This is a genomic window from Mucilaginibacter inviolabilis (assembly GCF_011089895.1).
Lineage (GTDB): Bacteria > Bacteroidota > Bacteroidia > Sphingobacteriales > Sphingobacteriaceae > Mucilaginibacter > Mucilaginibacter inviolabilis.
In genome coordinates, this window is the sequence record NZ_JAANAT010000004.1 from 284,025 (window position 1) to 309,825 (window position 25,801).

The 25,801-nt window shown below is 41.0% G+C and carries 26 protein-coding genes and 1 riboswitch; of the genes, 10 read left to right on the forward strand and 16 right to left on the reverse strand.

Going from position 1 to position 25,801, the window contains the following annotated elements; all coding sequences use genetic code 11:
* Positions 1-305 precede the first annotated feature (305 nt).
* The 5 genes from G7092_RS24750 (at position 306) to G7092_RS24770 (ending at position 4,696) form a co-directional block, all read left to right on the forward strand.
* Entirely contained in the window at positions 306-1,061 is a 756-nt protein-coding gene (locus G7092_RS24750; protein WP_166093750.1) for a YdcF family protein, read from the forward strand.
* A 44-nt stretch (positions 1,062-1,105) separates the two neighbouring features.
* Positions 1,106-1,804 (forward strand): response regulator transcription factor, encoded by a 699-nt coding sequence (locus tag G7092_RS24755; protein WP_166093752.1) that lies wholly within the window; start codon positions 1,106-1,108, stop codon positions 1,802-1,804.
* Positions 1,788-3,155, forward strand: a complete 1,368-nt coding sequence (locus G7092_RS24760; protein WP_166093755.1) for a HAMP domain-containing sensor histidine kinase — start codon at positions 1,788-1,790, stop codon at positions 3,153-3,155. Before G7092_RS24755 ends, G7092_RS24760 begins: the two co-directional genes overlap by 17 nt.
* A gap of 104 nt (positions 3,156-3,259) precedes the next feature.
* Entirely contained in the window at positions 3,260-3,739 is a 480-nt protein-coding gene (locus G7092_RS24765) for a hypothetical protein (RefSeq protein ID WP_166093758.1), read from the forward strand.
* Between the two features lie 24 nt (positions 3,740-3,763).
* On the forward strand, positions 3,764-4,696 hold the full coding sequence (locus G7092_RS24770; protein ID WP_166093761.1) for a bestrophin family protein: 933 nt from the start codon (positions 3,764-3,766) through the stop codon (positions 4,694-4,696).
* A 156-nt stretch (positions 4,697-4,852) separates the two neighbouring features.
* Here G7092_RS24770 and G7092_RS24775 read toward each other — a convergent pair whose 3' ends face one another.
* Entirely contained in the window at positions 4,853-5,941 is a 1,089-nt protein-coding gene (locus G7092_RS24775; RefSeq protein WP_166093764.1) for an acyltransferase family protein, read from the reverse strand.
* Between the two features lie 422 nt (positions 5,942-6,363).
* Positions 6,364-6,472, reverse strand: a riboswitch (SAM riboswitch).
* 134 nt (positions 6,473-6,606) lie between these two features.
* Positions 6,607-7,965: a hypothetical protein gene (locus G7092_RS24780; RefSeq protein WP_166093767.1), complete on the reverse strand. Its 1,359-nt coding sequence runs from the start codon at positions 7,963-7,965 to the stop codon at positions 6,607-6,609.
* A gap of 167 nt (positions 7,966-8,132) precedes the next feature.
* Between G7092_RS24780 and argH the strand changes: the two genes are divergently transcribed.
* From argH to G7092_RS24800, 4 genes are all read left to right on the forward strand, one after another.
* The gene (gene argH, locus G7092_RS24785; RefSeq protein ID WP_166093769.1) at positions 8,133-9,467 is read left to right on the forward strand and encodes an argininosuccinate lyase; all 1,335 of its coding nucleotides are present in this window, start codon (positions 8,133-8,135) and stop codon (positions 9,465-9,467) included.
* Between the two features lie 58 nt (positions 9,468-9,525).
* Positions 9,526-10,635, forward strand: coding sequence for a TlpA disulfide reductase family protein (locus tag G7092_RS24790; RefSeq protein WP_166093771.1), 1,110 nt, complete (start codon positions 9,526-9,528; stop codon positions 10,633-10,635).
* Between the two features lie 18 nt (positions 10,636-10,653).
* Positions 10,654-10,857 (forward strand): YwbE family protein, encoded by a 204-nt coding sequence (locus G7092_RS24795; RefSeq protein WP_112572483.1) that lies wholly within the window; start codon positions 10,654-10,656, stop codon positions 10,855-10,857.
* 169 nt (positions 10,858-11,026) lie between these two features.
* Positions 11,027-11,722 carry a DUF1345 domain-containing protein gene (locus G7092_RS24800; protein WP_166093773.1) on the forward strand — a complete coding sequence of 232 codons (696 nt, stop codon included), beginning with the start codon at positions 11,027-11,029 and terminating at the stop codon, positions 11,720-11,722.
* On the opposite strand, the gene G7092_RS24805 is transcribed toward G7092_RS24800, so the two are convergent.
* The 8 genes from G7092_RS24805 to G7092_RS24840 all read right to left on the reverse strand — a co-directional run bounded on the left by G7092_RS24805 (position 11,719) and on the right by G7092_RS24840 (position 20,537).
* Positions 11,719-12,645 (reverse strand): DUF72 domain-containing protein, encoded by a 927-nt coding sequence (locus tag G7092_RS24805; protein WP_166093775.1) that lies wholly within the window; start codon positions 12,643-12,645, stop codon positions 11,719-11,721. The genes G7092_RS24800 and G7092_RS24805 overlap by 4 nt on opposite strands.
* Before the next feature lie 271 nt (positions 12,646-12,916).
* Positions 12,917-13,675: an SDR family NAD(P)-dependent oxidoreductase gene (locus tag G7092_RS24810; protein WP_166093777.1), complete on the reverse strand. Its 759-nt coding sequence runs from the start codon at positions 13,673-13,675 to the stop codon at positions 12,917-12,919.
* Between the two features lie 96 nt (positions 13,676-13,771).
* Positions 13,772-14,176, reverse strand: a complete 405-nt coding sequence (locus tag G7092_RS24815) for a helix-turn-helix domain-containing protein (protein WP_166093779.1) — start codon at positions 14,174-14,176, stop codon at positions 13,772-13,774.
* A gap of 11 nt (positions 14,177-14,187) precedes the next feature.
* A complete protein-coding gene (locus G7092_RS24820; protein WP_166093781.1) occupies positions 14,188-15,813 on the reverse strand; it encodes an amidase in 1,626 nt (541 codons plus the stop codon).
* 131 nt (positions 15,814-15,944) lie between these two features.
* Positions 15,945-16,487 (reverse strand): YbhB/YbcL family Raf kinase inhibitor-like protein, encoded by a 543-nt coding sequence (locus G7092_RS24825; protein ID WP_202985409.1) that lies wholly within the window; start codon positions 16,485-16,487, stop codon positions 15,945-15,947.
* Positions 16,488-16,723: 236 nt separating this feature from the next.
* Positions 16,724-17,569, reverse strand: coding sequence for a helix-turn-helix domain-containing protein (locus G7092_RS24830; RefSeq protein ID WP_166093783.1), 846 nt, complete (start codon positions 17,567-17,569; stop codon positions 16,724-16,726).
* Between the two features lie 15 nt (positions 17,570-17,584).
* Complete coding sequence (locus tag G7092_RS24835; protein ID WP_166093785.1) at positions 17,585-18,856, reverse strand: alkaline phosphatase family protein; 1,272 nt, start codon at positions 18,854-18,856, stop codon at positions 17,585-17,587.
* A gap of 100 nt (positions 18,857-18,956) precedes the next feature.
* Complete coding sequence (locus G7092_RS24840) at positions 18,957-20,537, reverse strand: GDSL-type esterase/lipase family protein (RefSeq protein WP_166093787.1); 1,581 nt, start codon at positions 20,535-20,537, stop codon at positions 18,957-18,959.
* A gap of 182 nt (positions 20,538-20,719) precedes the next feature.
* On the opposite strand from G7092_RS24840, the gene G7092_RS24845 reads away from it, so the two are divergent.
* Positions 20,720-21,178 (forward strand): hypothetical protein, encoded by a 459-nt coding sequence (locus G7092_RS24845; protein ID WP_166093789.1) that lies wholly within the window; start codon positions 20,720-20,722, stop codon positions 21,176-21,178.
* A 178-nt stretch (positions 21,179-21,356) separates the two neighbouring features.
* Here the strand turns inward: G7092_RS24845 and G7092_RS24850 are convergent, their stop codons facing one another.
* The 6 genes from G7092_RS24850 to G7092_RS24875 all read right to left on the reverse strand — a co-directional run bounded on the left by G7092_RS24850 (position 21,357) and on the right by G7092_RS24875 (position 25,800).
* Entirely contained in the window at positions 21,357-21,782 is a 426-nt protein-coding gene (locus tag G7092_RS24850) for a BLUF domain-containing protein (RefSeq protein ID WP_166093791.1), read from the reverse strand.
* Between the two features lie 146 nt (positions 21,783-21,928).
* Positions 21,929-22,690, reverse strand: coding sequence for an MBL fold metallo-hydrolase (locus G7092_RS24855; RefSeq protein ID WP_166093793.1), 762 nt, complete (start codon positions 22,688-22,690; stop codon positions 21,929-21,931).
* Positions 22,687-22,959: a hypothetical protein gene (locus G7092_RS24860; protein ID WP_076373439.1), complete on the reverse strand. Its 273-nt coding sequence runs from the start codon at positions 22,957-22,959 to the stop codon at positions 22,687-22,689. The genes G7092_RS24855 and G7092_RS24860 overlap by 4 nt, the downstream gene beginning before the upstream one ends.
* Before the next feature lie 162 nt (positions 22,960-23,121).
* Positions 23,122-23,688 carry a CAP domain-containing protein gene (locus G7092_RS24865; RefSeq protein WP_166093795.1) on the reverse strand — a complete coding sequence of 189 codons (567 nt, stop codon included), beginning with the start codon at positions 23,686-23,688 and terminating at the stop codon, positions 23,122-23,124.
* 169 nt (positions 23,689-23,857) lie between these two features.
* Entirely contained in the window at positions 23,858-24,646 is a 789-nt protein-coding gene (locus tag G7092_RS24870; RefSeq protein ID WP_166093797.1) for a hypothetical protein, read from the reverse strand.
* Positions 24,647-24,861: 215 nt separating this feature from the next.
* Positions 24,862-25,800 (reverse strand): phosphatase PAP2 family protein, encoded by a 939-nt coding sequence (locus G7092_RS24875; protein ID WP_317170013.1) that lies wholly within the window; start codon positions 25,798-25,800, stop codon positions 24,862-24,864.
* Position 25,801: the final 1 nt, after the last annotated feature.

Here is a 25,801-nt window from a genome sequence, read left to right on the forward strand (position 1 = left end):
CAGCTAATTGCAAATTAGTAAAAATCATGGTTTACATATTTTATTGATGATTGTTATGTAATTTATTGATTTTAAATAATTTAAATAAGGGTAACCCATGAAAAGTGTAAACCATGTAAACCCACTTTTGTCCACTCTGGACCTCTTGCAGAGGGCTCTGGGTTATAGACTGTCCTTATGTAACTTCCGGAGCCCTTTCCGGAGAACCGGAGGGGACAAAATGATCTCTGTTTTTTCCTGGTTCCTGATTCTTATTATCTTGACTCTAAATTTTAATTACTTTTACGACAAAAGTATACCTGTATATGTTTTTTATCCTGTCGAAAATATTGGCGTTTTTGCTTTTTCCACTGTCATATGTATTTGTTTTATTACTGATGGCGGCTTTTGCAAAGAACATAAAACGTAAACGCAAATATCTGTTATGGGGTATCGGGGTGCTTTATTTTTTTTCTAATTCATTCCTGATCAACCGGCTGGCCCATGCTTGGGACATAGCACCCGTTGAGCTGGAAAAAGGCAAAACATATAGTGCGGCCATTGTGCTTGGAGGTTTTGCATCAGACGATAGTGAAGGTCGTGGTATGTTCGGTCCTGCGGCCGACAGGTTTATACAAGGGGTTCTCTTGCAAAAGACGGGTAGGGTGAAATACGTCTTAATTTCGGGAGGTAACGGCAATTTAAACCCATCTGCTTTTCGGGAAGGAGCCTGGGCTAAATATCAGCTTAAGGCTGCGCAGATCCCGGATAGCTGCATCCTGATAGAAGACCAATCGCGTAATACCTTGGAAAATGCATCTTTAACAAAAGCCCTGCTTCAAAAGCATGCACAGCGGGGGCCGTATTTATTAGTAACTTCTGCTTTTCATATGCGCCGCTCGGTACGGATCTTTAAAAAAATGGGTGTTGATGTATTACCATATCCTTGTAATTATATGGCCGGAACCGGCAATTTTAGTTTAAGCGAGTTTGTGCCCAGTGCCGATTCGCTAAACAAATGGAGCTTTTATATCAAAGAAATAATTGGTCTTGCTGTTAACTATATCTCCGGACGCGGTTAATATGCTTTAGCGTTTGGAGATTAAAATTTATACAAATTAATACTATGGGGATATTACTGGTTGAGGATGAACCCAATGTGGTATCGGTAATAAAGCGCGGACTGGCAGAATTTGGCTACGAAGTAAGCGTTGCAGGAAATGGAGCAACCGGTTTGCAAATGGCGCTTGATCATGATTTTGACCTGGTGATACTAGACGTTATGCTGCCCGTAATGGACGGCATACAAGTGTGTAAGCTCATCAGGCAGCAAAAACAAACAGTGCCTGTTATTATGCTTACTGCGCTTGACTCTACCGAAAATATTGTGAATGGTTTAGATAGTGGTGCCGATGATTATCTGGTAAAACCCTTTAAAATTGCCGAACTGGCGGCACGTTTGCGAACGCTGCTACGTCGTAAAAGCGGCGAGCTACAACCTAAAAATATATTTACCATCAGCGACCTGGAGCTTAACGCCGAATCAAAAATAGCTTACCGTAACCAGGAACCATTAAAACTCACGGCTACAGAGTACCGGCTGCTGGAGTATTTTGTAAAGAATCAGAAAAAAGTACTGTCACGTATCCAGATACTGGAAAGTGTATGGGATATTGATTTTAATATGGGTACCAACGTGGTTGATGTATATGTAAACTATCTGCGCAGAAAATTAGAAAAAGGTGGTGGTTCAAAACTCATACACACAGTTTTTGGTATGGGATATATCATGAAAGAGGGAGAGCCCGATGAAAATACAAAGTAAAATAACCTTACTGTTCCTGTTACTTTCTGGCGTGATATTGTTATTGCTCAATATCACTATTTTTTACCTGGTATACAGGTTTGGTTTCGACGATTTTTTTAAGCGATTGGAAGCCCGTGTAAATATATCGGCCGAGGTGCACCTGTTTCCTGGTGCCAAAAGCCAGGCTTATCAGGAAGTGAGAAACCGTTATCTGGAAAAACTGGAATCAGAAAAAGAACATTTTTTTAGCACGGATACACTTAATAAAATTAATATAAATGGAGGAATTGATGCTAAAAGCAGTTTTATTAAAAATATCTTAAAAGATAGTGCGGCACGCTATAAGGTTGATAATATTTTTTATGCTGGCAGGGTATTTACAAAAGGTAATAGTAAATATATTGTTATTGTTTCGGCCATTGACCCATCCGGTTTTCAGGAATTGAAAGATCTGCAGAGAATATTGGTTTATGGCTTTTTGGCGGCTATGATTCTGGTTTATTTTATAGGTAAAATATTTTCCTTTTATACCTTTCAGCCGGTACGGCGTATCATTAATAATGTTAAAAATATAACGGCCAATAATCTGCATTTTAGGCTGGATGAATTGAGTGGCAAGGACGAGATAGCCGAACTATCTTATACCTTCAATGACATGCTTAACCGCCTGGAAACCGCTTTTGAAACGCAAAACAACTTTGTAAGCAATGCTTCGCACGAGTTGCGTACACCTTTAACCATTATCAGTAGCGAAGCTGAACTGGCCATAAGTAAAACTGATGTAAGCCCGGAGCAGCGAGAGGTATTTGGTATCATCTACTCTGAGGCTGAAAAGCTGGGACAGATACTGAATAGTTTATTGACGCTTGCACAATCGGGCTTTGACGGTAAAAAACAGCGCTGGGAAAGCATCCGGATTGATGAGCTCTTGATGACCGCTTCAGAATCAATCAAAAGGATCAATATCGACAGTAATATACAGATTGATCTGGAAGATATGCCAACCGACGAGCACTTGCTTTATGTAAGCGGTAACAGTAACTTACTGCGCCTGGCCGTTACCAACATTATCAGCAATGCTTGTAAATATTCGGACAACCGTATGGTGAAAATAAGGTTGCTGACCGAAAATAATAAAGTGATTATCTCCATTACAGACCAGGGCATAGGTATACCCGAAAGTGAACTGCAGCATATTTTTGAACCATTTTTCAGGGCCTCCAATACGCACAGCTACGAAGGACATGGGGTAGGCTTACCTCTAACACTTAACATTATTCGTTTGCACAGGGGGAGTATAGGTATTCGTTCAGACGTTGGTAAAGGTACCGAGATCAAGGTGTTTTTACCTGTAGAGGCATCGGCGTAAAACTCTAATCAATTTCTAATAACTTTCTTAGATCATCTTAATTATTGGTGGCTACACTTGTATCAAACAAAACAGTACAAGTTTAACCATTAATAATTACGACTATGAAAACGCTGTTCATCCCCACCGATTTTACCTACCAATCGCTCCAAAGTATACCAACCATAGCTCAGCAATACTATCCGCAAAAAGTAGATATCAGGCTGGTACACATGCTGAAGATTACTGATAACATAGGCGAACTGCTGATGCTGTCGCGTCGTTCAACTGAGTACAGGCAGATCCCTGATAATTTTTATATCCGCTGCCGCGATCTTGAAAAAGACTTCAGTCACCTGATCAACCGTATCCATATCGATATTTTTTATGGCAGTACCGTGGCGGTTTTTAATAACTACCTGGATGCACATAACGTGGATGCCATTGTGCCACCGCACGATAACTATCAGTTACTTTTTAAAAATAGCATTGACCCCGAAGTGCTGATTGAAAAATGCGGCAAACGGGTGCTTGACAACACAGAAACAGATGGCATAATAGTAAACCTCATTGCCAAGGAGCCAGAATTAACAGAACAAGAGTAATTAACCCCTAAATTATTAAATATCATGCTACTAAAAGAAAACATCCCGGTTACCTATGTATTCGGAAAAATAAAAAAAGAACTCATCATGGTGGCCATTTATGCCTCGGCTATTTACCTGGTGCATCAGTACTATGACTTGAGAGAAGTTTCCATCCCCTTAACGGTACCTACCATATTGGGTACTATTATATCCCTGTTACTGGCTTTCCGGTCAAATCAGGCATACGGTCGTTGGTGGGAGGCCCGTATTTTGTGGGGCGGCATTGTGAATGATTGCCGTACGATTACCCGCCAGGTACTCACCTTTGTTGACAGCAGTATTGACGGCGACGAGAAGTGGGCGCTCAAAGAACGGATTGTAAAACGGCAGATAGCCTGGTGCTACAGTTTGAGCCGCCACCTGCGTAAACAAGATGCTAAACAAAACCTGGAGGCGTTTTTAAGCGATGATGATGTCCGGAATATTCGTAATGTAGATCATGTGCCGCTGGCTTTAAATGAGTTACAAGGGCATGATTTGCGCACTTTGTACAAACTGGGTTGGGTTAACGAGTACCAGCAGGTAACTATGGATGGCACCCTGACCAGTTTTATGAACTCCATGGGTGGATGCGAGCGGATCAAGAATACCGTATTCCCGGCTACATATAGCGTGTATATACACTGGCTAGTATTGTTTTTTGTACTACTGTTACCTTTTAGCCTGATGGAGTCTTTTGGCATATTACAGGTGCCGCTGGTGATCGCTATTTCGTCGGCATTTTTCCTGATCGAAAAAATGGCTATCCATTTGCAAGATCCATTTGAAAATATGCCGACAGATACTCCTACCACCGCCATCAGCCGGAAAATTGAGCAGGATCTGAAACAAATGCTGAAAGACGAAATGCCACAAGTGACCGATATGGTGACGAACAACCAGCAGCAAAAACAGGCGGCATTCTATATTTTATAATAAGGTTATAAGTAGTTAATAGTTAATTGATTGCCTACTGAGCGAGTGGTTTTTGGCTCTCCTGTTGCTTTAAATCAAACAGCCCGGCATCCTTAAAAAAGGAGCCGGGCTGTCGTTTGTTATAAGTATATGGAAAGTTGAGGACATGGTTAGTATCTAAGCCTGCTTCCTTTTAGCTGTCAGATATCTGCGTACCGGTATATCATAGATCACCATCACCAGGTAAGCTATTCCAACCAGCAATATGGCCGAAACCGGGATAATTAATCCCAATTGGCCAGGCCCCGGTTTGTGAGCAGCGTAATACTTCCCAAACATCCACATTACCGAGTAATGGGTCATATACAATGGGTATGATATTTTTCCGCAGAATACGCACAATTTCTTTATCCCCTGGGTTAAGGCTGCGCCTGCACCTAAGGCTATTAATAGCGGGAAGTAAAAGAGCACTACCAGGGTTTCGGAAAGCCAGTTCCATTTAGTAGAGAAAGGCATCAGGAAAGCTAAAGCCAGCAGCGCCGCCAGTCCTAAAAAGCCCAGTTTGTTTTTGATGATCCAGTTAAAGCGATATACCAATAAGCCGGCTAAAAACGAATAGCTGATGCGGGCGCCGCCATCCCAAAAGTTGCCCTTACCCCAGCCGCCCATCAGGTTTCCGGAATGAGAAGCCACAAAACAAAGACCTACTGCCGCCAATATCGCTAACACAAGCAATACCCGTTTATTAACACGGCAAAGGACAAAAGCATAAACAATATTGGCTATATACTCCCAAAATAGCGACCATGCCGGAGCGTTAAAGCCGAATTGGTTAAAATAACGATCTGGCATTACCGGGAAGGGAATAAGCAGTATAGACATTAAAAATAACAGGATTAGCCTGCTTGCGCTGTACAGCTCCGGGTGACCGCCAAAAGGATCAAAAAGAAACGCTAACAGGCCCAGTACCGAGCCAAAAATAACTAAAGGGTGCAGTCTGATGATCCGGGATTTAAAAAACTCCATAATGCCCATTTTACCAATACGGTCGTCATAAGCATACCCGATCACAAAACCCGACAGACAAAAGAAAAAATCGACTGCAAGGAAACCATGCCCGATAAAGTTTTGACTGTAATCGGAATAGGCTATTTCCATAAAATGGAAAATTACCACGGCGAAGGCCGCGATACCACGCAAGCCATCAAGAATTTCAAAGTGTTGTTTAGTTTTTAGAATCTCGTTATTGAGTTTGTGTTCGATCATTAGTGTTTGGTTTATACAGGATAAAAGCAGCTGCACCGGGGTTGTGCATAAATTCCAAGAATACCAAATAATAACGATTTAGCCAATTTTTTTCGATTTGAAATTTGGCAGGGAACCGAAGGCTTGCTGTATGCCATGTAGATTATTGGGAATTTATGGCCTTAGAAGCCTTGCCCATCATGGTTCGACGGAGATCACCGAGACATCCATGTTTTATCTTTAATGTTATGTGATTTCACCATCAAAGTCCCTGGATTTTATCTCAGGGCGATAAATAGTATAAAAGTAAGGGAGAAAATTTGACGTCGCGGGCAGATTCGAACTGCCGTAGAAGGTTTTGCAGACCTTAACCTATCCTCTCGGTCACGCGACTTTTTAAAAAAAACTATAAATCACTTATGGAAGATGGAAGGGTAAGATCTTATTTATCTTTCTCCTATGCGGAGCAGGAATTAGCACCTTTTACATTATGCGGATGTACAGGTTGCTAAGACGTCTTTGGGCCTTTCCCTCAGTCTTTCTTGATAAGCGTGATAAAGAACTATTTGTCGTTGTTGACACTGCAAATATAAAATTGTTTTTATATAAATCCTATAGATTTAGTAGAATATTTTATTCTTTTAATGAATTTTGTATTTATCTGTCTTAATTTCAGTAGATTAAAATTAATTGGCAGGAGTTATACGATATACACCATCGGTCCTTACGGATATAATGCTGCCATCTTGTAGCTGATAATCGCTCACCACATACAGATTACCGTTACCGTCGGCCTGAACAAGTTTTACTTCTTTAGTTTTCAAATTTAAGGTATAATACCCGTCTATTTGTACCTGGGTACTGTAGTTGAAGGTTCTGTAAAAAGTTAAGATATCGCCTTTTATATTGGCTATCACCGGAGGGTAAGTTCCGTCTCCATAGGTATAGGCTGATTGATATACAGGGGAACCATCTTTATAAACGCTGAAGGCAGTTAATATATCTTTAGCTGTATTTTCCTTTGCCGAACTCACAAATGCATAGCCCGAAGTATTATCAATATCAATTAAACCGGAATTTTGATCAAGATTCAGCGGGGTAGACATAGAGCCATTGGTAGTGTTAATCAAATTATTAGCATACAGGATATGGTTTGCACTATACTCGTTTATGCGGGTAAAATCAAAATTATCCAATGAATATTTCACTTTTGACAGATCGGCCAGATTAATAAGCGAAGCTGTTTTATCTTCAAATATAGGATTGGTTACCAATACATGGTTATTGACAATACGGGAAATCCGGCCGTAACCCGAAGATACAAAATCAACAAAAGTTGATTGTTGCGTGTTTATATTGTATTTAGCTAACGTAACCCTGTCGCTACCCCGGTCAATAGTTACCGGTGGAACACTGGCTGTATTTTTATCACCGTAAATAAGTAACTCATTATCTGATACAGCTCTTATAAAGGTGGATGGTAATTTATCGCTGATAACATCCACTGCAAAAGTTTTCAATGATATTCTTTTGGTATAAAGCACATTATTCACATCGTCGGTTATAAATAAATAATTTCGGGAAGGTGAGATGTCAAGTGCTTCGGGGCCTAGGCTTTGTTTCAGATCCAATAGTTTTTTATAATTAAAAGCCTGAACAAACTGATGGGTATAATCATTAATACTATATTGACGGATAGTATCTGAAGTCACAACGGTTTGCACTTTGAAATTGTACTTAACGCCGGGTTTAAAAGCGTAATTAATAATTGCCGAGTAGTTATTAGTATTATTTTTAGATACAGTTACAGTCTGTAAGGTATTGGTATCTTGTTTCAGGATGATTTTTGAAGGTGCGGGATTTTGATCATACCGCAGAAAAATTTGCACCTGATTACCGGCCAGGGGTGCAATTTTAAAAGCAATAGTGCCTGCATCCTTTATAACAGCCTTAGCCGGCGGTGGGTAAAACGGCATATCATTTTTCTTTGAACAGCTGTTAAGCAATAAAGCAGCGGCAATAATAAGGTAAATGTTATTTTTCATAGGTAATAAATGATGGTTAAGGTAATGTTTTAATATTAAATAAGATTAAAAGCATTGTAAAATATTGGTAATAATTATGACTTATAAATATTAAAAAGGTTTAATACAGATTTAGGGATTATTCATTTTTTTGGGGTTTATTTCTCCTTAATGTACATATTTGCATCATGAGTAAGTTATGGCAAAAAACTACCAATGTAAATGAACTGGTAGAGAGCTTTACTGTTGGCCGCGACAGGGAATTTGATGAGCAAATGGCCGCCTTTGATGTGTTAGGATCATTGGCCCACACCCGTATGCTGCAAAGCATAGGATTGATGGACGCTGCCGATCTTGACCTGGTACAGCGCGAGCTAAAAGCCATATATGCCGATATTGAAAAAGGTGGCTTCACTATTGAGGATGGGGTAGAGGATGTACACTCGCAGGTGGAGATGCTATTGACTCAACGCATAGGTGATGCCGGAAAAAAAATTCACAGCGGCCGTTCCCGTAACGATCAGGTGCTGGTTGATTTGAAACTATTCTTCCGCAACCAGCTACAGCAGGTAGTTGAAGAAACGGAGGCACTGTTTCGGCAGTTAATCACGCTCAGCGAAAAACATAAAGATGTTTTACTACCCGGCTATACACATTTGCAGGTAGCTATGCCATCGTCATTCGGTTTATGGTTTGGTGCCTATGCCGAAAGCCTGGCTGATGATCTGGAACTTGTTTTGGCGGCTTATCGCATCACCAATAAAAATCCACTGGGCTCGGCAGCGGGTTATGGCTCATCGTTTCCTTTAAACCGCACTTTAACTACCCAATTGCTGGGTTTTGATAGTTTAAATTATAATGTAGTATACGCCCAGATGGGGCGTGGCAAAACCGAGCGGATCATCGCGCAGGCTTTGTCGTCCATTGCAGCTACACTGGCTAAAATGGCTATGGATCAGGCTTTATATCTAAGCCAGAACTTTGCCTTTGTGAGTTATCCGGATACGCTGACTACCGGCAGCAGTATTATGCCGCATAAAAAGAATCCTGATGTTTGGGAAATTATGCGCGGCAAATGTAACCGCCTGCAGGCGCTGCCAACTGATGTAGCCATGATGACCACCAACCTGCCATCGGGTTATCACCGCGAGCTGCAATTGCTGAAAGAGCTGTTGTTCCCGGCTTTTACCGATCTGAAAAGCTGCCTGCATATGGCCACTTTTATGCTGCAGAACATCAGCGTAAATGCCGATATATTAAAAGATCCCAAATATGCTTACCTCTTCAGTGTGGAAGAAGTGAACCGTATGGTATTGAACGGTACCCCTTTCCGTGATGCCTACAAACAAATAGGTCTGGCTATTGAACAGGGCGATTTTAACCCCGACAAAACCGTAAACCATACCCACGAAGGGAGCATAGGCAACCTGGGCAACGAGCAGATTACTGCTGCCTTTGATAAGTTACTGACTAATTTTGATTTTGAAAAGGTTGATACGGCGATAAAAGAGCTGGTGAAATAGGTAACACAATAAATTGGTTATTCTGTTGTTATTGCATAACAGTCAACCGCCTACACCTATGAAAAGCTTGCAAAACTTATTTATTGCATTCCTCTTATTGCTTGTCGCTTTAGTATCATGTAAGCATGACAATAGCATAACTATCACGGGCAATATTAAAGGGTTAAATGCAAAATGGGTATACTTACATCTCAATTATCCGATAGGCTCTCCTGCAATTGATTCCGCAAAAGTTATTGATGGCAAATTTGAGTTTAGCCGTCATCCCGATACCGCGTTCATAGCCGATTTGATTTTGTTGAAGTACCACGATGAAAAAGGGAAAAGTGGTTTTCTGAGCATTAATGACCCTTATACAGTAGATAAAAGCAAGCCATCGGCTTATGCGGCTTTTATTATGGAACCAGGGTTGACAACGCTCACCGGGGATCTGGCAAACAACAAAGGTATAAGCATAATATCAGGTCATCAGAACGAGTTTTATTTCAAAAATTTCGATCTGCCGTTTATCAGGATCAGTAAGGATAGTGTTAAAAGATCGGCTCAGGCTGCACGCATTAAAAAGCTGGTTGAAGATACTCCTGATGCTTACTGGGCACTTTTTGCATTTAATAATTTCAAGTATGATCTAAGCCATCAGCAAAACAAAAGCATTTTTGATGAATTTAACAATGAAATAAAAACATCCTATCAGGGTAAAAATATCAAACAGTTTCTTGATGATCAGCCCCAAAATAAGAACGAATTTCCAAATACCACTTTCGTTGACAGGGATGCCAAGCAGGTAACCCTGATTGATACCACTAGGAAACTGAATATGGTTGTATTTTGGGCCAGTTGGTGCGGCCCTTGCAGACGGGAGATCCCGTCGTTAAAAAGAATAGCTTCTGCCTGTAAAAACGATAATTTAAGATTTGTAAGCGTATCGGTTGATAATCAAAAGACTGAATGGATAAAGGCCGTGAATGAAGAAAATATGCTCTGGCAGCAGTTAATTATACCCGCTAAACAGGTTAATAGGGCTAATGCACAATATAATTTAGGATGGGTACCACAAATTTACCTGGTTAATAGTAAAAGGCAAATAGTAAAAAAAATAGATGGTTTTGATGCCGGAAACGAAGAAGTAGTAAAAACTTTTATAACAAATTACCTGGCAAAAAACTGATATTTGCCATTTATAAATATGAACGGACAAAACAGAAGCGATATATACCCAGGCCTGGAAGTTGATATTATCCTGAAGAAAGACCAGCGTACCGGAACCCTAACCCGTGGTTTTGTAAAAAGACTACTTACCAGCGCCGCTTACCATTCGCGAGGTATCAAAGTGCAGTTGGATGATGGGCAGGTTGGCCGCGTAGCCTGGATAGTGGAAGAGGAGGATTAGGTGAGAGTCAAGAGATAAGAGTCAGGAATCAAGACAGAGCAAAAATTGTTGATCTGATTGCCTTGCAGTTATTTTTTCTTGATTCTTGACTCTTATCTCTTGATTCTTTTTTACATAGTTCATTAATTCTACACAATTCATCGCCATATTTACGGTATAAACTTTTCTTATGCCTGCAAATAAAATAAAATCAAAGGTTTGGTTTAGGTTGGATGCTCATTACCGGATGCTTATTTCGTTGGTGATAAGCGGAATTGTGTTGTTTGTGTCCCTGGGGCATTTTAGTGTGCCGGCAGTAATCCTGGTTACCTGGATTGCTTTTGCATTAGCCATTATTATTATGGATTGGGTGATCATCCTGTCATCTCACCCCATGGAAGTACGTAAGATAGCCCGGATCCAGGATTCCAGTCGTACATTGATATTCCTGTTCGTGATTATAGCTTCATTAGTGAGTACACTGGCTATATTTTTTCTGCTTAAATCATCCAAACACCTGTCGGCCGAGGCGGTAACCGAGCATGTTTTGCTGAGTATGGCATCGGTTATTGTTTCCTGGATTTTGGTGCATACCATATTTACGCTGCGTTATGCGCATATGTATTATACCACTGATACGGACGGCGATAGCAACAAAAAACCAATAGGAGGCCTTGATTTTCCCGGCGATGAAAAACATCCGGATTACCTGGACTTTGTTTATTTTTCCTTTGTAATCGGCATGACCTTCCAGGTATCGGATGTGGAGATATCTTCTCGTCAGATACGTCGCCTGGCCTGGATACATGGCATGATATCCTTTGCGTTCAACACAGCCATCGTAGCTTTGGGCATCAACGTGATATCGGGTCTGGTATCCAGCTAAAATAAACTGCTTTGTGCTTCGATGAATTTAGGGCGAAGTAATTGTGTGTCTAAAGCTTTGTTCAATTTGTCCGTTACATAATCGGCCAGGATGGGCGAGTAGCGTTCATCGTGCTGGTGCATAAAGAACCATACCGATCTCAAACCCTGTTGCTGCCACTGTTTGATGCGGGTAACCCATTCATCCAAACGGGCTTTGTCCGAATCAAAATTGCCATCAACCAATCCGTTACCCACAAAACGAATAAAAGCATGCGGTGTGGGCAAATTCATGTGTACCACATCGCGCCTGCCCGTAGCATCAGTAATTACTGCGCCTATGTTAAGGTCATGCAATAGTTTAAAAACCTTTTCGCTGTTTTCAGGGACGGCAAACCATTCCTTATGTCGCAACTCTACAAAAACAGGAACGTCTTTGGGTAATTGCTCCAGGTATGCTTTTAACTCCGGAAAGCTTTTGGGTGTATAGTTATCACTAAGCTGTAAAAACATGGGCCCCAGTTTATCGCCAAAGGCCATCACGCCTTCGTAATAGCTGGTAGTGATATCTTCTGCATTTTTTAGCCTGCGGATATGACTAATGCTTTGCGAAAATTTGGGACAAAACTTAAAATCCGGATTGCTATCGGCCTTGGCTTTCCATTTGGAAATGGTATCTGGCCCGTAAACATTATAAAAGGTGGCGTTAAGTTCAATACAGTCAAAATGCTTTACGTATTCATCCAAAAAATTGGCCTCCTTGGTTTTAAGGGGGTAGATCTGACCCACCCACTCTTTACGGCCCCATTTGGCGCAACCCACGCGAACCTGCAATGGTTCTTTGCTTTTTGCAGCTGCTAAAGTGCTTAAAGTGAGTTCGGTATCGGGCGGAAGGGTGAAATCTACAGAAGCTAATTCTTGCGGGGTAACGCGGCCAAATTCCATATCGATGTATTATTTTATGCAAGATAGGATTTTGTTAGGACAGCTGGAATTTATGAAAAAAAGGCTGTGCCATAAATCACATTGACTACCCTTGGTGTTGTGTTACCCATGAATTGAAATTTAGCTCATAATATGTATACAAAAGTGGGTTTACATATTTTTCGGGAAAAAATATGTAATTTATTGATTATTAATTACATAAGTCAATGTAAACCCTAAAAAGTGTAAACCATGTAAACCCACTTTTTGTTAATGGAGGCAATCCAATCAATTACAAGAACATACCGCCTGATGCTTCAATACGCTGCGCGTTGATCCAACGGGCTTCTTCGGTACATAAAAAGGCTACTATACCGCCAATATCGTCAGGCATGCCCGGGCGACCTAAAGCGGTAATACTGGATATTCTGTCATGCATACCTTCGTGCGAAAAAGCCTCTTTGGTAAAATCGGTTTCAATAATTCCGGGTGCCACCACATTGGCTGCAATGCCGCGCGGGCCAAGTTCTTTTGCCAGATATTTGGTCAATACCTCGATAGCGCCTTTCATAGAAGCATAAGCCGCATAACCAGGAGTCGAAAAACGAGCTAAACCGGTTGAAAAATTGATGATGCGGCCACCATCGGCAATAACGGGCAGACTTTTTTGGGTTAAAAAGTACACTCCCTTAAAGTGTATGTTCATGAGGTTATCAAAATCTTCCTCGGTAGTTTCAGCAAATTTCGAAGCCGCATCAATACCCGCGTTATTGATCAGGAAATCAAAAGTACTACGTCCCCATTTTTCTTGAAGAGTAGCCTTAAGCTGACTGATAAACCCATCGAAAGATTTAATAATACTGGTATCCAGTTGCAGTGCGGCCGCTTTTTGACCCAATTTTTCAATGGAGGCAACAACCTCTTCTGCCTCTTCTTTTTTACTGCGATAGGTTAGTATCACATCAATACCTTTTTTGGCCAGGTGCTGGGCTGCATTTTTGCCTAAGCCACGGCTGCCGCCGGTAATCAGAGCTATTTTATTTGTACTCATTTTATTTTTGTTTATTGTTTATGATACAAAGTTGCAGCTAAATAGTATGGTAATTATGGTGACTACTTCAGTTTAAATGGTAACTGTTTCCGATTTTTAAGATACCTGATCATATTGCTTTATCAACACTCCCTCACGATACTGTTTGGGTGTAACTCCCTCAAATCGCTTAAAAAATTTGGTAAAATTAGATGGATCAAAGGTAAGCTGTGCGGCAATTTCGGCAACAGGAACAGTACTGCTTCGGAGCATATCTTTAGCTATCCGCATAATCCTTTCTTCAAAAAAATAGCAGGGGGCATGGCCTGTGGTTAGCTTAATGGTATTACTTAAATGGGTAGGATGGATGTGCAGTTGATCGGCAAAATCGCGGATTTCCATCATATCCATTACCTTGTGTTGTAACAGATCATCCAGGTGCTGATCAATGGCTTTCAAAAAGTCGCCGGTTATTTCATGCTGCCTGGCCAGTATCTTTTTAGGAATGGGTGTTGTTGCCATGATTCACAAAGCTACGCAAACAAGTCTGGCTTAAACACAGGCTCGGTTCTTTTTTTCGAGGCTTGTTCGTATGCATAGGCTAGGGTAATGATGTCGGCTTCTTTGTAAGCGGTGCTAAAAAACGAAAGACCCACCGGCAATTCATGTACCTTACCCATAGGCACGGTGATGTGCGGATATCCTGCTTTAGCAGCAGGCCCGGAGAATGAAAAACCATTATCATAATCGCCATTGATGAGGTCAATGCAAATGGAAGGCCCGTTGGTTGGGCCGATGATGGCATCCAGTTTATTATCGGTTAGTATTTTATCGATGGCTTTGCGGGTGCCTTCGTTGGTTTGTTTCAGTGCTTCCAGGTATTCTTTGCTGTTCAAATCTCCTTTGCTTTGAGCAATTTCTAAGGTCTCCTGTTTAAAAAACGGCATGGCTTTGGCCTCGTTCTGTTTATTAAAAGCGATTACATCGGCCAGTGTTTTCATTTTGCTGTTGGCAGTGCTCAGGTATTTATTGACACCATCTTTAAATTCATACAGCAATACAGTAAACTCGCCCCGGCTGATATCTTTCAGGACTTTGTTCAGTTCTACTTCAATAATGATGGCACCTTTATCTTTCAAAGTGTTAATGGCATCATTCAACAAAGCAACCACAGCTGGGTTACCCTCCAGTGCCGATTTTTCGATACCAAGGCGTTTACCTTTCAGTCCGTTTGCGTCCAAAAATTTGGTATAATCAGGGGCGGCTTTTCCTTTACTGGCAAGGGTATAGCTGTCTTGTGCGTCAATATCAGCTAATACACCTAAAACAATAGCGGCATCCTTCACAGTACGGGCCATAGGGCCGGCGGTATCCTGCGTTTTGGATATGGGGATGATACCCGAGCGGCTCCAAAGGCCTACTGTAGGTTTAATGCCTACCAGACCGTTTACCGACGATGGTGATACGATAGATCCATCGGTCTCGGTCCCGATAGCCACGGTGCACAAATTGGCGGCCGTAGCCGATCCTGACCCTGCACTTGAACCACTTGGATTTCTATCCAATATATACGGACATTTGGTTTGCCCTCCGCGACTGCTCCAGGCGCTGGTTGAGTGTGTGGAGCGAAAATTAGCCCATTCGCTTAAATTGGTTTTGCCCAGTATCACTGCACCTGCTTCGCGCAATTTATGTACGATAAAGGCATCCTGTTTGGCAAAATTATCAGCCAGTGCTAATGCTCCGGCGGTAGTGTGCATATTGTCGGCGGTATTGATATTGTCTTTGATGAGCACGGGTATGCCATGTAAAGGGCCGCGAACTTTGCCACTTGCACGTTCCTTATCCATGGCATCGGCTATGTTCAGTGCATCTTTATTGAGCTCGATGACTGAATTAAGCTTTGGGCCGTTTTTGTCTATTTTGTCAATACGTTTCAGGTAAAGTTCGGTAATGAGGCGTGAGGTATATTCTTTAGCCTGCATTTTTTGCTGCAGATAGGAGATGGTAACTTCTGATAGTTCAAAGAGGTCATCCTTATTATTGGCAGCGTCATCGATTTTTTTCTCTTCCGCAGGCTGACTGCATGAGGCGGCTACTAAAGTTGATAAAGTTAAACCTGCTAATGAGCCTGTTTTCAGAAAGTTTCTTCTGTGCATAACCGGTGGGATTTTTAATCTATTACAAGTAACAAAATATTTAGCTAATTAAAAATAGCCATCCCGATTATGTATGTACAAAATTACATCTGCCCCGAAATACAGGGCAGATGTAACAGGTTTGGTTTGTCTTATCTTTTATAATATACAATTAACGATGCTTTGGCTATCACATTTTGATTCAGCATAAAACCGGTTAACGCCGCCGACACTTTATTATCGACACCAAGTTTGGCTGATTTTAAAGCATAAACTGTGATCACATAGCTATGGGCTGCGTCATTTTCCGGCGGGCATGGGCCGCTATATCCGGGAATGAGCGCATCGGTAAGACCTTGTACGCTGCCAGCTGGCGCTATCCCTGCCGAAGGGTTACCGGCTCCCTGTTTCAACTCGTGTACATTGGCGGGGATATCAAAAATAACCCAGTGCCACCAGCCGCTGCCGGTAGGTGCCTGCGGATCATACATGGTTACCGCAAAGCTTTGTGTACCAGCCGGAGCGTTTTGCCACTCCAGTTGCGGCGATTTGTTACCACCGCTGCAGCCGAAGGTGTTAGCAACAAATTGATTGCTGAACTGACCACCTAAATCGGCGCTTTTAAGGGTAAAGGTTTGTGCATTTACGATGGAGCCAAGGCTTATAACAAGTGCAAATGAGATGAATGTTTTCATGATCTTTTGGATAATATTTATTTATTCAAAAGTGCGTCTAATCGGCGCTTCGCGGTTATTGCTGCAGGCTCAAAAACTATTGAAAACAGCTCAGATCAATAACATTGAGGGCATATAGGATAATAAAAAAAACAGGGTGTCATGGTGAGTCCGTCGAACCATGGTGGGGAGGCCTCTGCGCGCGAGTCTTCGACAAGCTCAGACTGACAGCCCTTGATATATTGGAGTTTGATTTTTTATTGCGCGCCGAGCTGATATTGTTTGGGACTTACCCCAAATTTCTTTTTAAAGGCCGACGAAAAATTCGACAGGTTATCATAACCCAGATCAAGGTATAAGGATGTAGCGTTTTTTCCTTGTGATAGCTCCTGCCGGGCTACTTCCAGTTTGCGTTCGCGGATGTATTTGCCAGGGGCAATATGATAAGCTTTTTCAAAGTCGCGCTTAAATGAGGCCAGGCTTTTGTGGGTCAAAAAGGCCAGCTCTTCGAGGGTAAGATTGTTGAAAAGATTGTTCTCTACCACATTTTTTAACAATAGGGCAGGTGAGAGAGCGTTGCATTGCAACAGAGCGATCAATTGCGATCGGTGACTTTGCAATAAAACCAGCAATAGTTCTTCTACCTTGTTCACCGCTAATTCATAGGGCAGGTTTTGCCCTTCATGTATCAAAGCCTGCAGACTTTTAATATAACCCGTAAGGTAATTGGTTTGCCTAAATTTAATATAATCGGGAGTGGCCGAAGCCCTGTTGTTTAGTTGATGTTTATTTAAAAAAGCGATAGCTACACTCGCCGGAAAAAATACCAGTACACTACTATATTGAAACTCATTGAGCGTATGCTCGGCCATGATGGAATTCCCTTCGGGTATCACAATGCCCTCGCCTGTATGTACTATAGTATTATCAGACGGGCGATAAATAGCTTTTTCACCATTGATTACAAAGCTGATGGCATAACAATTAAACACTACCCGGCTATTTTGCAGGCTATCCTGCTCCTGGTAATGCACAAACGAAATATTACCCGCGGTTATCCTTTTTTGATTTTCGGTAGTTTCAGGTATGTATACGTTTGTCATGCGTAGCCAGTGCTATTACTTGTTCTTTTTAAGCAGGATAGTATGCGCCAGTTTATCGGTACCATCTACCTTGCCGGTATATTTGAGCCCTAATATACTTTTTACCAGGTTAAAAACTGCTACGTTTTCAAAAGATGGAATAGTAGTATGCTTTTTAAAGGCAGGCCCCCAGGCCAGGAAGGTGGCGTGCATATCTTTAACCAAAGTAGGGTCATACCCATGCCAGCCCGGGTGTATTTTTCTGTTGGATAAATTAAACACTTTAGGGTAATGGGGTATCAGCAATATGTCGCCAATACGATTGTGCCAGTCATCGGCCTGACCATAATGTAGCCTGGTTGGGACATTGGTTTTAAGATACACGTCATAATCAACTGCTTCCTGTTTTAACTGTTTGTAAGCAGCATTGATATCGGTTTTGTTTTTGGCATATAGTTCCACCAGGATGCCATCGCCTGAAACCAAAAATTTAGAGGTATCGATAGCTGCTGGAATACCGATAGGGTGTTCTTTGTCGACACTGGTCATGCCATGGTCTGATACAAAGATGAAGTTTGCTTTAATACCGGTTGCTTTTACTGCTTTGTTCAGCTCACTAACTGCCGAATCCACAAAATGTACCTCATGGGCTGTTTCCGGTGCATTGGGGCCATACATATGTCCGGCATGATCAACTTGTGGAAAGTAGAAGGTGATCAGGTGCGGACGTTCTGCCGGTGGCAATTTCAACCACTTCACCACTGCATCAATGCGATCATGAATAGCTATTTTTTCGTTATAGGTATAATAATATGTAGGGCGAATGTTTTGTATTGCTGCTTCTGAAGCTACCCAGTAAAAACTGGCCGAAAGCATGCGCTGTTGTTCTGCCAATACCCATAGCGGTGAGCCATAATACCAGGAACCATCCGCTACTTTGGCTTTGGCGCCCATGTAATAGGAATCATGCCGGTCACGGTCATAAAAAGCGTTATTGACCAGGCCCGAATGTGAAGGGTACAAGCCACTTACTAAAGCATAATGATTGGGAAAAGTGACTGAAGGGTAGGAAGGAATCATAGATGTTGCGCTAACGCCTTCTTTACTCAAAGCAAGCAGGTGGGTGGCCTGATATTTTTTAGCGTAATCATATCTAAAACCATCAGCCGAAATAAGGATGACATATGGCTTGTTTTGTTGTTTAAGATTGTTTTTACGCCCCGGAGTAATTTTTTGAATGGTATCTGCCTGGCCAAATGCGATTACAACTTGAAAAAATGTTGTAATAAAGAGAATGAGTTTTTTCATTACGAAACGATATGCGCAAATTTATATAAATAGCATTATCGTTTTGATAAGATTGGGTTAAGGTTACCTCTCTCCTGGCTGAGAGGTAACCGTTATCTTTTTACTTGTATTTTAAAGCCTCGGCAATTGCTTTTTCGGCCAGTGGTTCCATTACTTTGTAACCGGCCAGGTTGGGGTGTACACCATCAGCAGATAAGGATTTGGGTAAACCCTTGCGCTCATCGGCCATAGCAGAAAAATAGTCCAGATATACCATGTGGTTCTTATCAGCAAAATCTTTGATCATAGCATTCAATCGTATCACTTTTTCGGCAGGTTCCATCCCCGGGCGCCAAGGGAAATTAAATGCAGGCAATACCGACGATAGAACAACTTTAATGCCGGCTGCTTTAGCCAGCAAAGCCATGGATTGTATATTACCAAAAACATCTTCCAATTTTATGGGGCCATTGTTTTCGGCAATATCATTAATACCTGCCAGTATCACTACCACACCTGGTTTTAAGTTGACCACATCATCACGGAAACGAACCAGCATCTGAGTTGTAGTTTGTCCGCTGATACCCCGGTCATAGTATGGCTTACCGGCAAAAAACGCAGAGTCGCTCCTGATCCAGAAATCAGTGATCGAATCACCCATGTAAACCACACTTTTAGGGTTAGCTTCCTGTGCGGTTACTTTTTCGTTATCGGTTGCATAGCGTTTAATGTTGGCCCAGTCTTTATGTAGCTGCTCATCATATTTTTTGTGGTTATTCTCCGCTTCTGCCAATTTATCCTGCGGCGATTTAGCCTTCGGATCTATTGGTTTTAAAAAACCTTTCAAACCCAGCCAGTCGTTAAAACGCTCTATCCAGGTATCTGTGGGTATATTTTGTTTACGCATGCCAAAGCCATGGCTGCCCTGTGCATACAAATGCAGCTCGGCGCTGTGTTTTGAAGCTAGCCATTTGGAATATAGATCAACACTATGAGGGGCTAGGTTGAGGTCATCATCTGTGGCAGCTGCCAAAAACAGTGGCGGAGCATCATCCGGAATAGCCGATTGCAATGCCGGGGGAAAATAAGGGTAGATTGGCGCCACAAAATCGGGTCGGTCAGCAGGGGTATATTTATACGCTGTTGCCGCTGCCAGGGTACCGCCAGCCGAGAAACCCATAATGCCTATGCGTGATGGCGACAAACCATATTCGGCCGCATGCTCACGCACGTAACTGATGGCTTGCCTGGCATCGGCAATACAAAGCGGGATTATTTTACTTATTTTTTGTTCAAAATCTTTTTTAGCCATGTTTGTGGCCAGTTCTTTCATTGGGTCATCAGTAAGGCTTTGTGTTAATCGGTATTTTAATACAAAGGCCGCTACACCATGTTGGTTAAGCCATTTGGCCACCTCATTGCCTTCGCTGTCGATAGATAATACCTCGAACCCCCCACCCGGGCAAATAACTACAGCCGTGCCTGTGGCAATTGCAGGATCGGGCAAAAATACCTCCATAGAAGGATATACCACATTGTATACCAACTTTACGTTATATACCTTATTTTCACTTTCACCTTCGGTCCAGTTCCAGTTTTCGGAACCCGGAGCCGCACCAGGGTACAACCGGATAATTTTTTGCTGTGCCTTTGCCATTGTTGTAAAAAGCAACAGCCCTATAAACATTAATTTTAGTTTCATATAATTGGTATGATTGGTAGCTAAATGTAGTGCTTAATTATAATATTATAAAAGCATTTAGCACACATTGATAGTATCTCTACTTAAGTATACTTATTGTGTAATAATCAGGATACGTAAGAGATATCACTACTATAGTAAAAATGTTTTCGTTATATTCATAAAACTGATTTTTAGATGTGATGGTATCCGGTAAAATAAACAAGTTCTTTCCTGCCATACTTCCGTTATTGTTGCTGTCATGCAGCAAACAGCCTAAAGTTTTTGAGAGTAATTGTAATGATGGAATAGATTTTAAGAAGATTGAATTTACAGAATTAGTCAACCATCTTAAAAATTATAATGGTCAGTATGTGGAGGTTACCGGTAAATACGTAGAAGGTATTGAACAATCAGCTTTGTTAAACGATAGCCTTTTTGCCGATCACTCCTTAAAAAAAGCGCTTTGGGTCGATTTTAGTCAGGAGTGCCCATTATACTTAACTGGTACACGGGTAGGTTTATTTGAATACAACAATGGCACATTTACCCAAATCAATAAACGTTTCATTACCATAAAGGGGAAGATTAATGTTCATAATACCGGGCATTTAAATAAGTATAAAGGAGCAATAGAGAAGGTAAGTTTTATTAAGTTGTAGTCAAATTTATATTTAGTTATTTAATTTTTTGATAAACTAATAACTAATTATAAATTTGTAGGTGGCTTTTGTTAAATTATAATTAAAAAACACATCGTTTTACTAAAACATTAGCTAATAGTTATTGTTTTATTGTTAATGATATATAGCAAAGGGGCAATTATTATAAAAGCGGAGGTTAAAAAGAAATATATAATTTATTGTTTTCAACAAAGGTTTTAAGCATATTAACGGTAATATGTTCAGAGTTGTTAGCTAAGTTTAAGTCGGGTGAACTGAGAAACCCTTCAATTTCCTGTAGTGTTTCTGAGTTTACAGAGGCAAAGCCCATTGACCAGTCCGGAAAGTTCCTCTTTTCAATAGTTCCGGAAGCTAGTTTGATGATGTTTTTGTGCCTGAAGATATCCAATTCAATGGCGCTGTAAATCAGGTCGACCGAACTTTCTTCACCTTCCAGAACCTGCATAAAAGTACCTTGGCAATAAAGCAGCATGCCTGTAACGCTATACTTTTTATTTTTAGTGCGAGCAATAGTAAGCAAATCTAAAAGCTCGTCTTCAGTCATCAGCCTTATAGCTGTGCTTACATAAACAATATATTTCATCTAATAGGGGCTTGCTATCCGCAATGTGTACATATTATGTACCCAAACGGATGCCTGCAAATATTGTTTTTTTTTGTGCGAAAATTGTCTTATTTTCTACTTATTTGTAGTAAAATGTTAAACACCAGCGTTGTTAACAGATTTGCTCAGATAATGAGTTTCAAGCCATCATAAGCCAATTCTATATTCTCCGGTAGTTCTTTTGATACATCGAAATGAGTGCCCAAACGATGACTGATATGGGTAAGGTAAGTTTTTTCGGCACCTATTTCATTCGCAAAACTAATAGCCTCATCAAGGGTGAAATGAGATATATGACTTTGCTTTTGCAAGGCGTTAATCACCAGGGTTTTTGTTCCTTTTATCTTTTCTTTTTCCGTTTCCGGTATTGTTTTGGCATCAGTGATGTAAGTAAAATTCTTTATTCTGAAACCTAGTATGGGCAATTTATAATGTAAAACCTCAATCGGGGTAAATATGGTATGGCCAATTGAAAAAGGATGAAGATCAACTGGATGTATGTTTACCTGTGGGAGACCAGGGTAGCCTGTTCCGTCAAAAACGTACGGAAACTCGCGTACCAGAGCCTTTTGTACTCTTAGATCAGCGTAAATGTCAATAGGGCTGTTTTGTTTATAGTTAAATGCCCTGATATCGTCCATGCCGGCAATATGATCCTTGTGTTCGTGGGTAAATACAATGGCATCCAGGTGCTTTACGCCGGCACGTAACATTTGATACCTGAAATCGGGGCCGGAGTCAACCACTATAGTTTTATCTTCAGTCTCTATTAAAATGGAAGTGCGCAGCCGGTTATCACGGCTATCGGTTGATGTACATACCTCACAGCCGCAGGCTATAACAGGCACACCCTGAGAAGTTCCGGTTCCTAAAAATGTTATGGTCACAGCTGCAGTTTAGTTTGTTTGATTTCCTGTAAAAACGCAACCTGTTTTTCGTCGAGCAGTTTGTAATCCACCTCAAGTTCACGTAACATTTCAACAATGGCCAATATTTTACTTTCCAGGTTCGAAAAACGGTTAACAATTACCATACGACTGCTGAGCAACAGGCAGGAACCCGTTTTAAAATTGCCTTTCTCATACCGCACCTTGTATCCAGCCGATTTAAGCAGCATTTCCAGTTTTTCAAGTGTATGATTGGTAGCGGGTAGCATTAATTCCAAAATTAACAAAAGTATGTGTAAATGTGCTTTGAATTTAGGTAATTTTAAAAAGCTGACTTTAGGATTGCCTTGCTAAAATCAAGCAATGCATCATAAATTGGTACAGCTATTCAATGGTCTGCACTACTGTAATTTGCACATCCTCACGTCTATCTAATCATGGCCTGTTGCTGGTTGCTGCACCATACGGTATTTGCCAGATTTGATGAGCTTTTGTTGTTCGGGCGAAAATGACTGGCGCCCGCCAAAATCCTGTACCCAGTAATTCCGGTACATGGCAACGCCTACTTCTCTAAAATCGGGATTCATGAGGTTTTTACAATGACCTTCGCTTTTAAACCAGCCATCCATTACTTCTGCAATGCTTTGTTGCCCGGCGGCTATGTTTTCGCCAATGGCAAAGCTTTTATACCCCTTAAATTTATAGCCGGCAGCAACTATACGATCTTCCATATTGCGGCCATCCTTGCTGGTATGGTCAAAATAGTTTTGCCGGGCCATGTCTTTGGCATGGCCTTCAGCAGCATCCTGTAAATCATCGTTCCAGGTTAAAGGCGGAGCAGGAGCATAATACTTTATCCCACAATTACAGCCTTTTTGTCTTGTTAAGTTTATACGGTATAAAAACTCATTTTTAAATTGCCTGCTTTGTGCATGAGCCGTGCAAAATGTAAGTAATGCAGCAAGAGTAAAAATGGTTTTAACAATCGGTTTCCTCATATTGCACAGTATGACAATTTTCCCGATAAGTGGTTTAATTAAATACCTGGGAGATATTAGCAACGTTATGATCGTGGTTTTCTTATGCGGAACCGCCATTTACCACGTTTGCGATATTTTGAATAAATGATCACAGCTATCGTAATCAGCGCAAGCGATATAATTAATACTATAACGAGGCTATGCGTTTGATTGAGCTTGTTTTGGAGGGCTTCTTCTTGCCGGCGGTAGGCATTTTCTTGCTGGAGGCGAGTACTTTTTTTTTGACGATGATCGAGTCCTGTTTTTTGATCCGGAGAGAATCCTGGGCGTTGATGCGTGCTAAACGATCAATTTCAGCCTGATGCAGACTATCATCAATCTCCTCGTGCCTTTTTATAGCCAGTGATGCTTTATCAAAATCTTTCATTTGCCGGTATAAACCAGCATAGCCTACCTGTACAGCCGATTCGTTTTTAGGGTCTTTATTTTTGATGGAAAGCGCCAGTGCCTCGTTCAGATCATGCATGGCCCATTTGTAATCTTTCATATCGGCCTTTATAGCCGAAAGTTCAATTAATGAGGCAATGATATTTTGTACATCTTTTTTTTGACGGGATATCGCGTTTGATTGTAAAATGAACCACTTGGCCTGCACATATTTATATTGCTGACGATAAATTTTTGCCAGATTATTATAACAGGTGCGTAGACCTAATGAGTCAGATAAATTGGAGAAATTATGCAGGGCCAGCATGGTATAATTTAAGGCTTCGAGCTGGTTGTAATATCTGAAGCGATGACTGCTGATGGTATCATTTTTTAATAGATACTGATTGGCAATCTCCACATATATAGGGCCCTTTAACGAATCTTTGGTGACTTGCAGTCGTTGTTTAAGGCTATCCAGATCATGTGCCTGCGCTGATAATCGCAATCCGGCTAGGAGGATAAAAAGGCAGGTAATCAGTTTCTTCATGTAAGGGTTATCGTATCAACAGTTAATTTTGATGTATCCCTTCAAATAGCGTGCCTGTTTTCTGTATGATAATCTAAATATGTGTGATATTGAGTGATTTGTAACTTTTTATCCCTTAAGGATATTTTTGTAATCGAGCTTATGCTTAAATATTAAGCGGCAAAAGAAATCACCTTTTTGCAAAATGGAGAGGGTATAGTAAATAGTACAGTATTTTATAAAATAACCTGTTCGTATTTATTAATAGACATCTGCAACCATTTTACCCTGTTCATTAAAAGGTTAAATAGTGATATACCTACTGTAGCAGTAGTAATACCTGCCAAAACATCCAGCACGTAATGGTGACTGGCATAAACTGCAGTAAACCAAATACCCAGCATAACTATAGCAAAGAAAATACTGGCAATTTTATACCGGTTTTTTATACCATAATACAAAACAATAACCGGGTAAGAGGAGTGGAGTGATGGCATGGCTGCAAACACATTAGAGCCTTTGGTATAAATGGATTTGAAAATACCTGCATGAAAATAAGCATCAAACTTAGCCAGACCGGCAACATTGCCAGCTGTTAGCGGCGTAAAATGGAAACCATAATATTGAACATACCACGGCGGTGCCGCCGGAAATGTATAATAAATTACAAAGCCAAGCAGGTTCACCAGCACAAAGGTGAGAGAGAAATACAAAAACTGCCGTTTATTTTTGAAGAATAAAAAGGCGGCAAAACCTAAGGGTACGGGTATCCAGCACAGGTAAAATAAACCAGTCACTACGTCTATAAACGTGGTGCCATGAATGCGCCAGTATTCGTTGGGCGTTAGTAGTTTACCATTGTCATGTATCCCGAAAATATGTTTTTCGAAATTATACAGATCGGCTATATGAACGGCTGTGTAATGGTAGTTGGGGAAAGCCTTCATATAATCAAATATGATCCAGTATACAATGAATATGCTGAAGCCTAATATGAATTTGCGGGTAACTCCTGATAGATAAAAGAGCGTGTTAAATATGGCTACCAATACCAGCTCCGAAGAATTATAGCCAATAAGGAAGTAAGAGATGAGTAAATAGCCTATTGAAAGAAGAGAAACAGTAAGTATGCTTTTTGGATTAACTGTTACGCTATGTTGCCCGGTATTATCCACT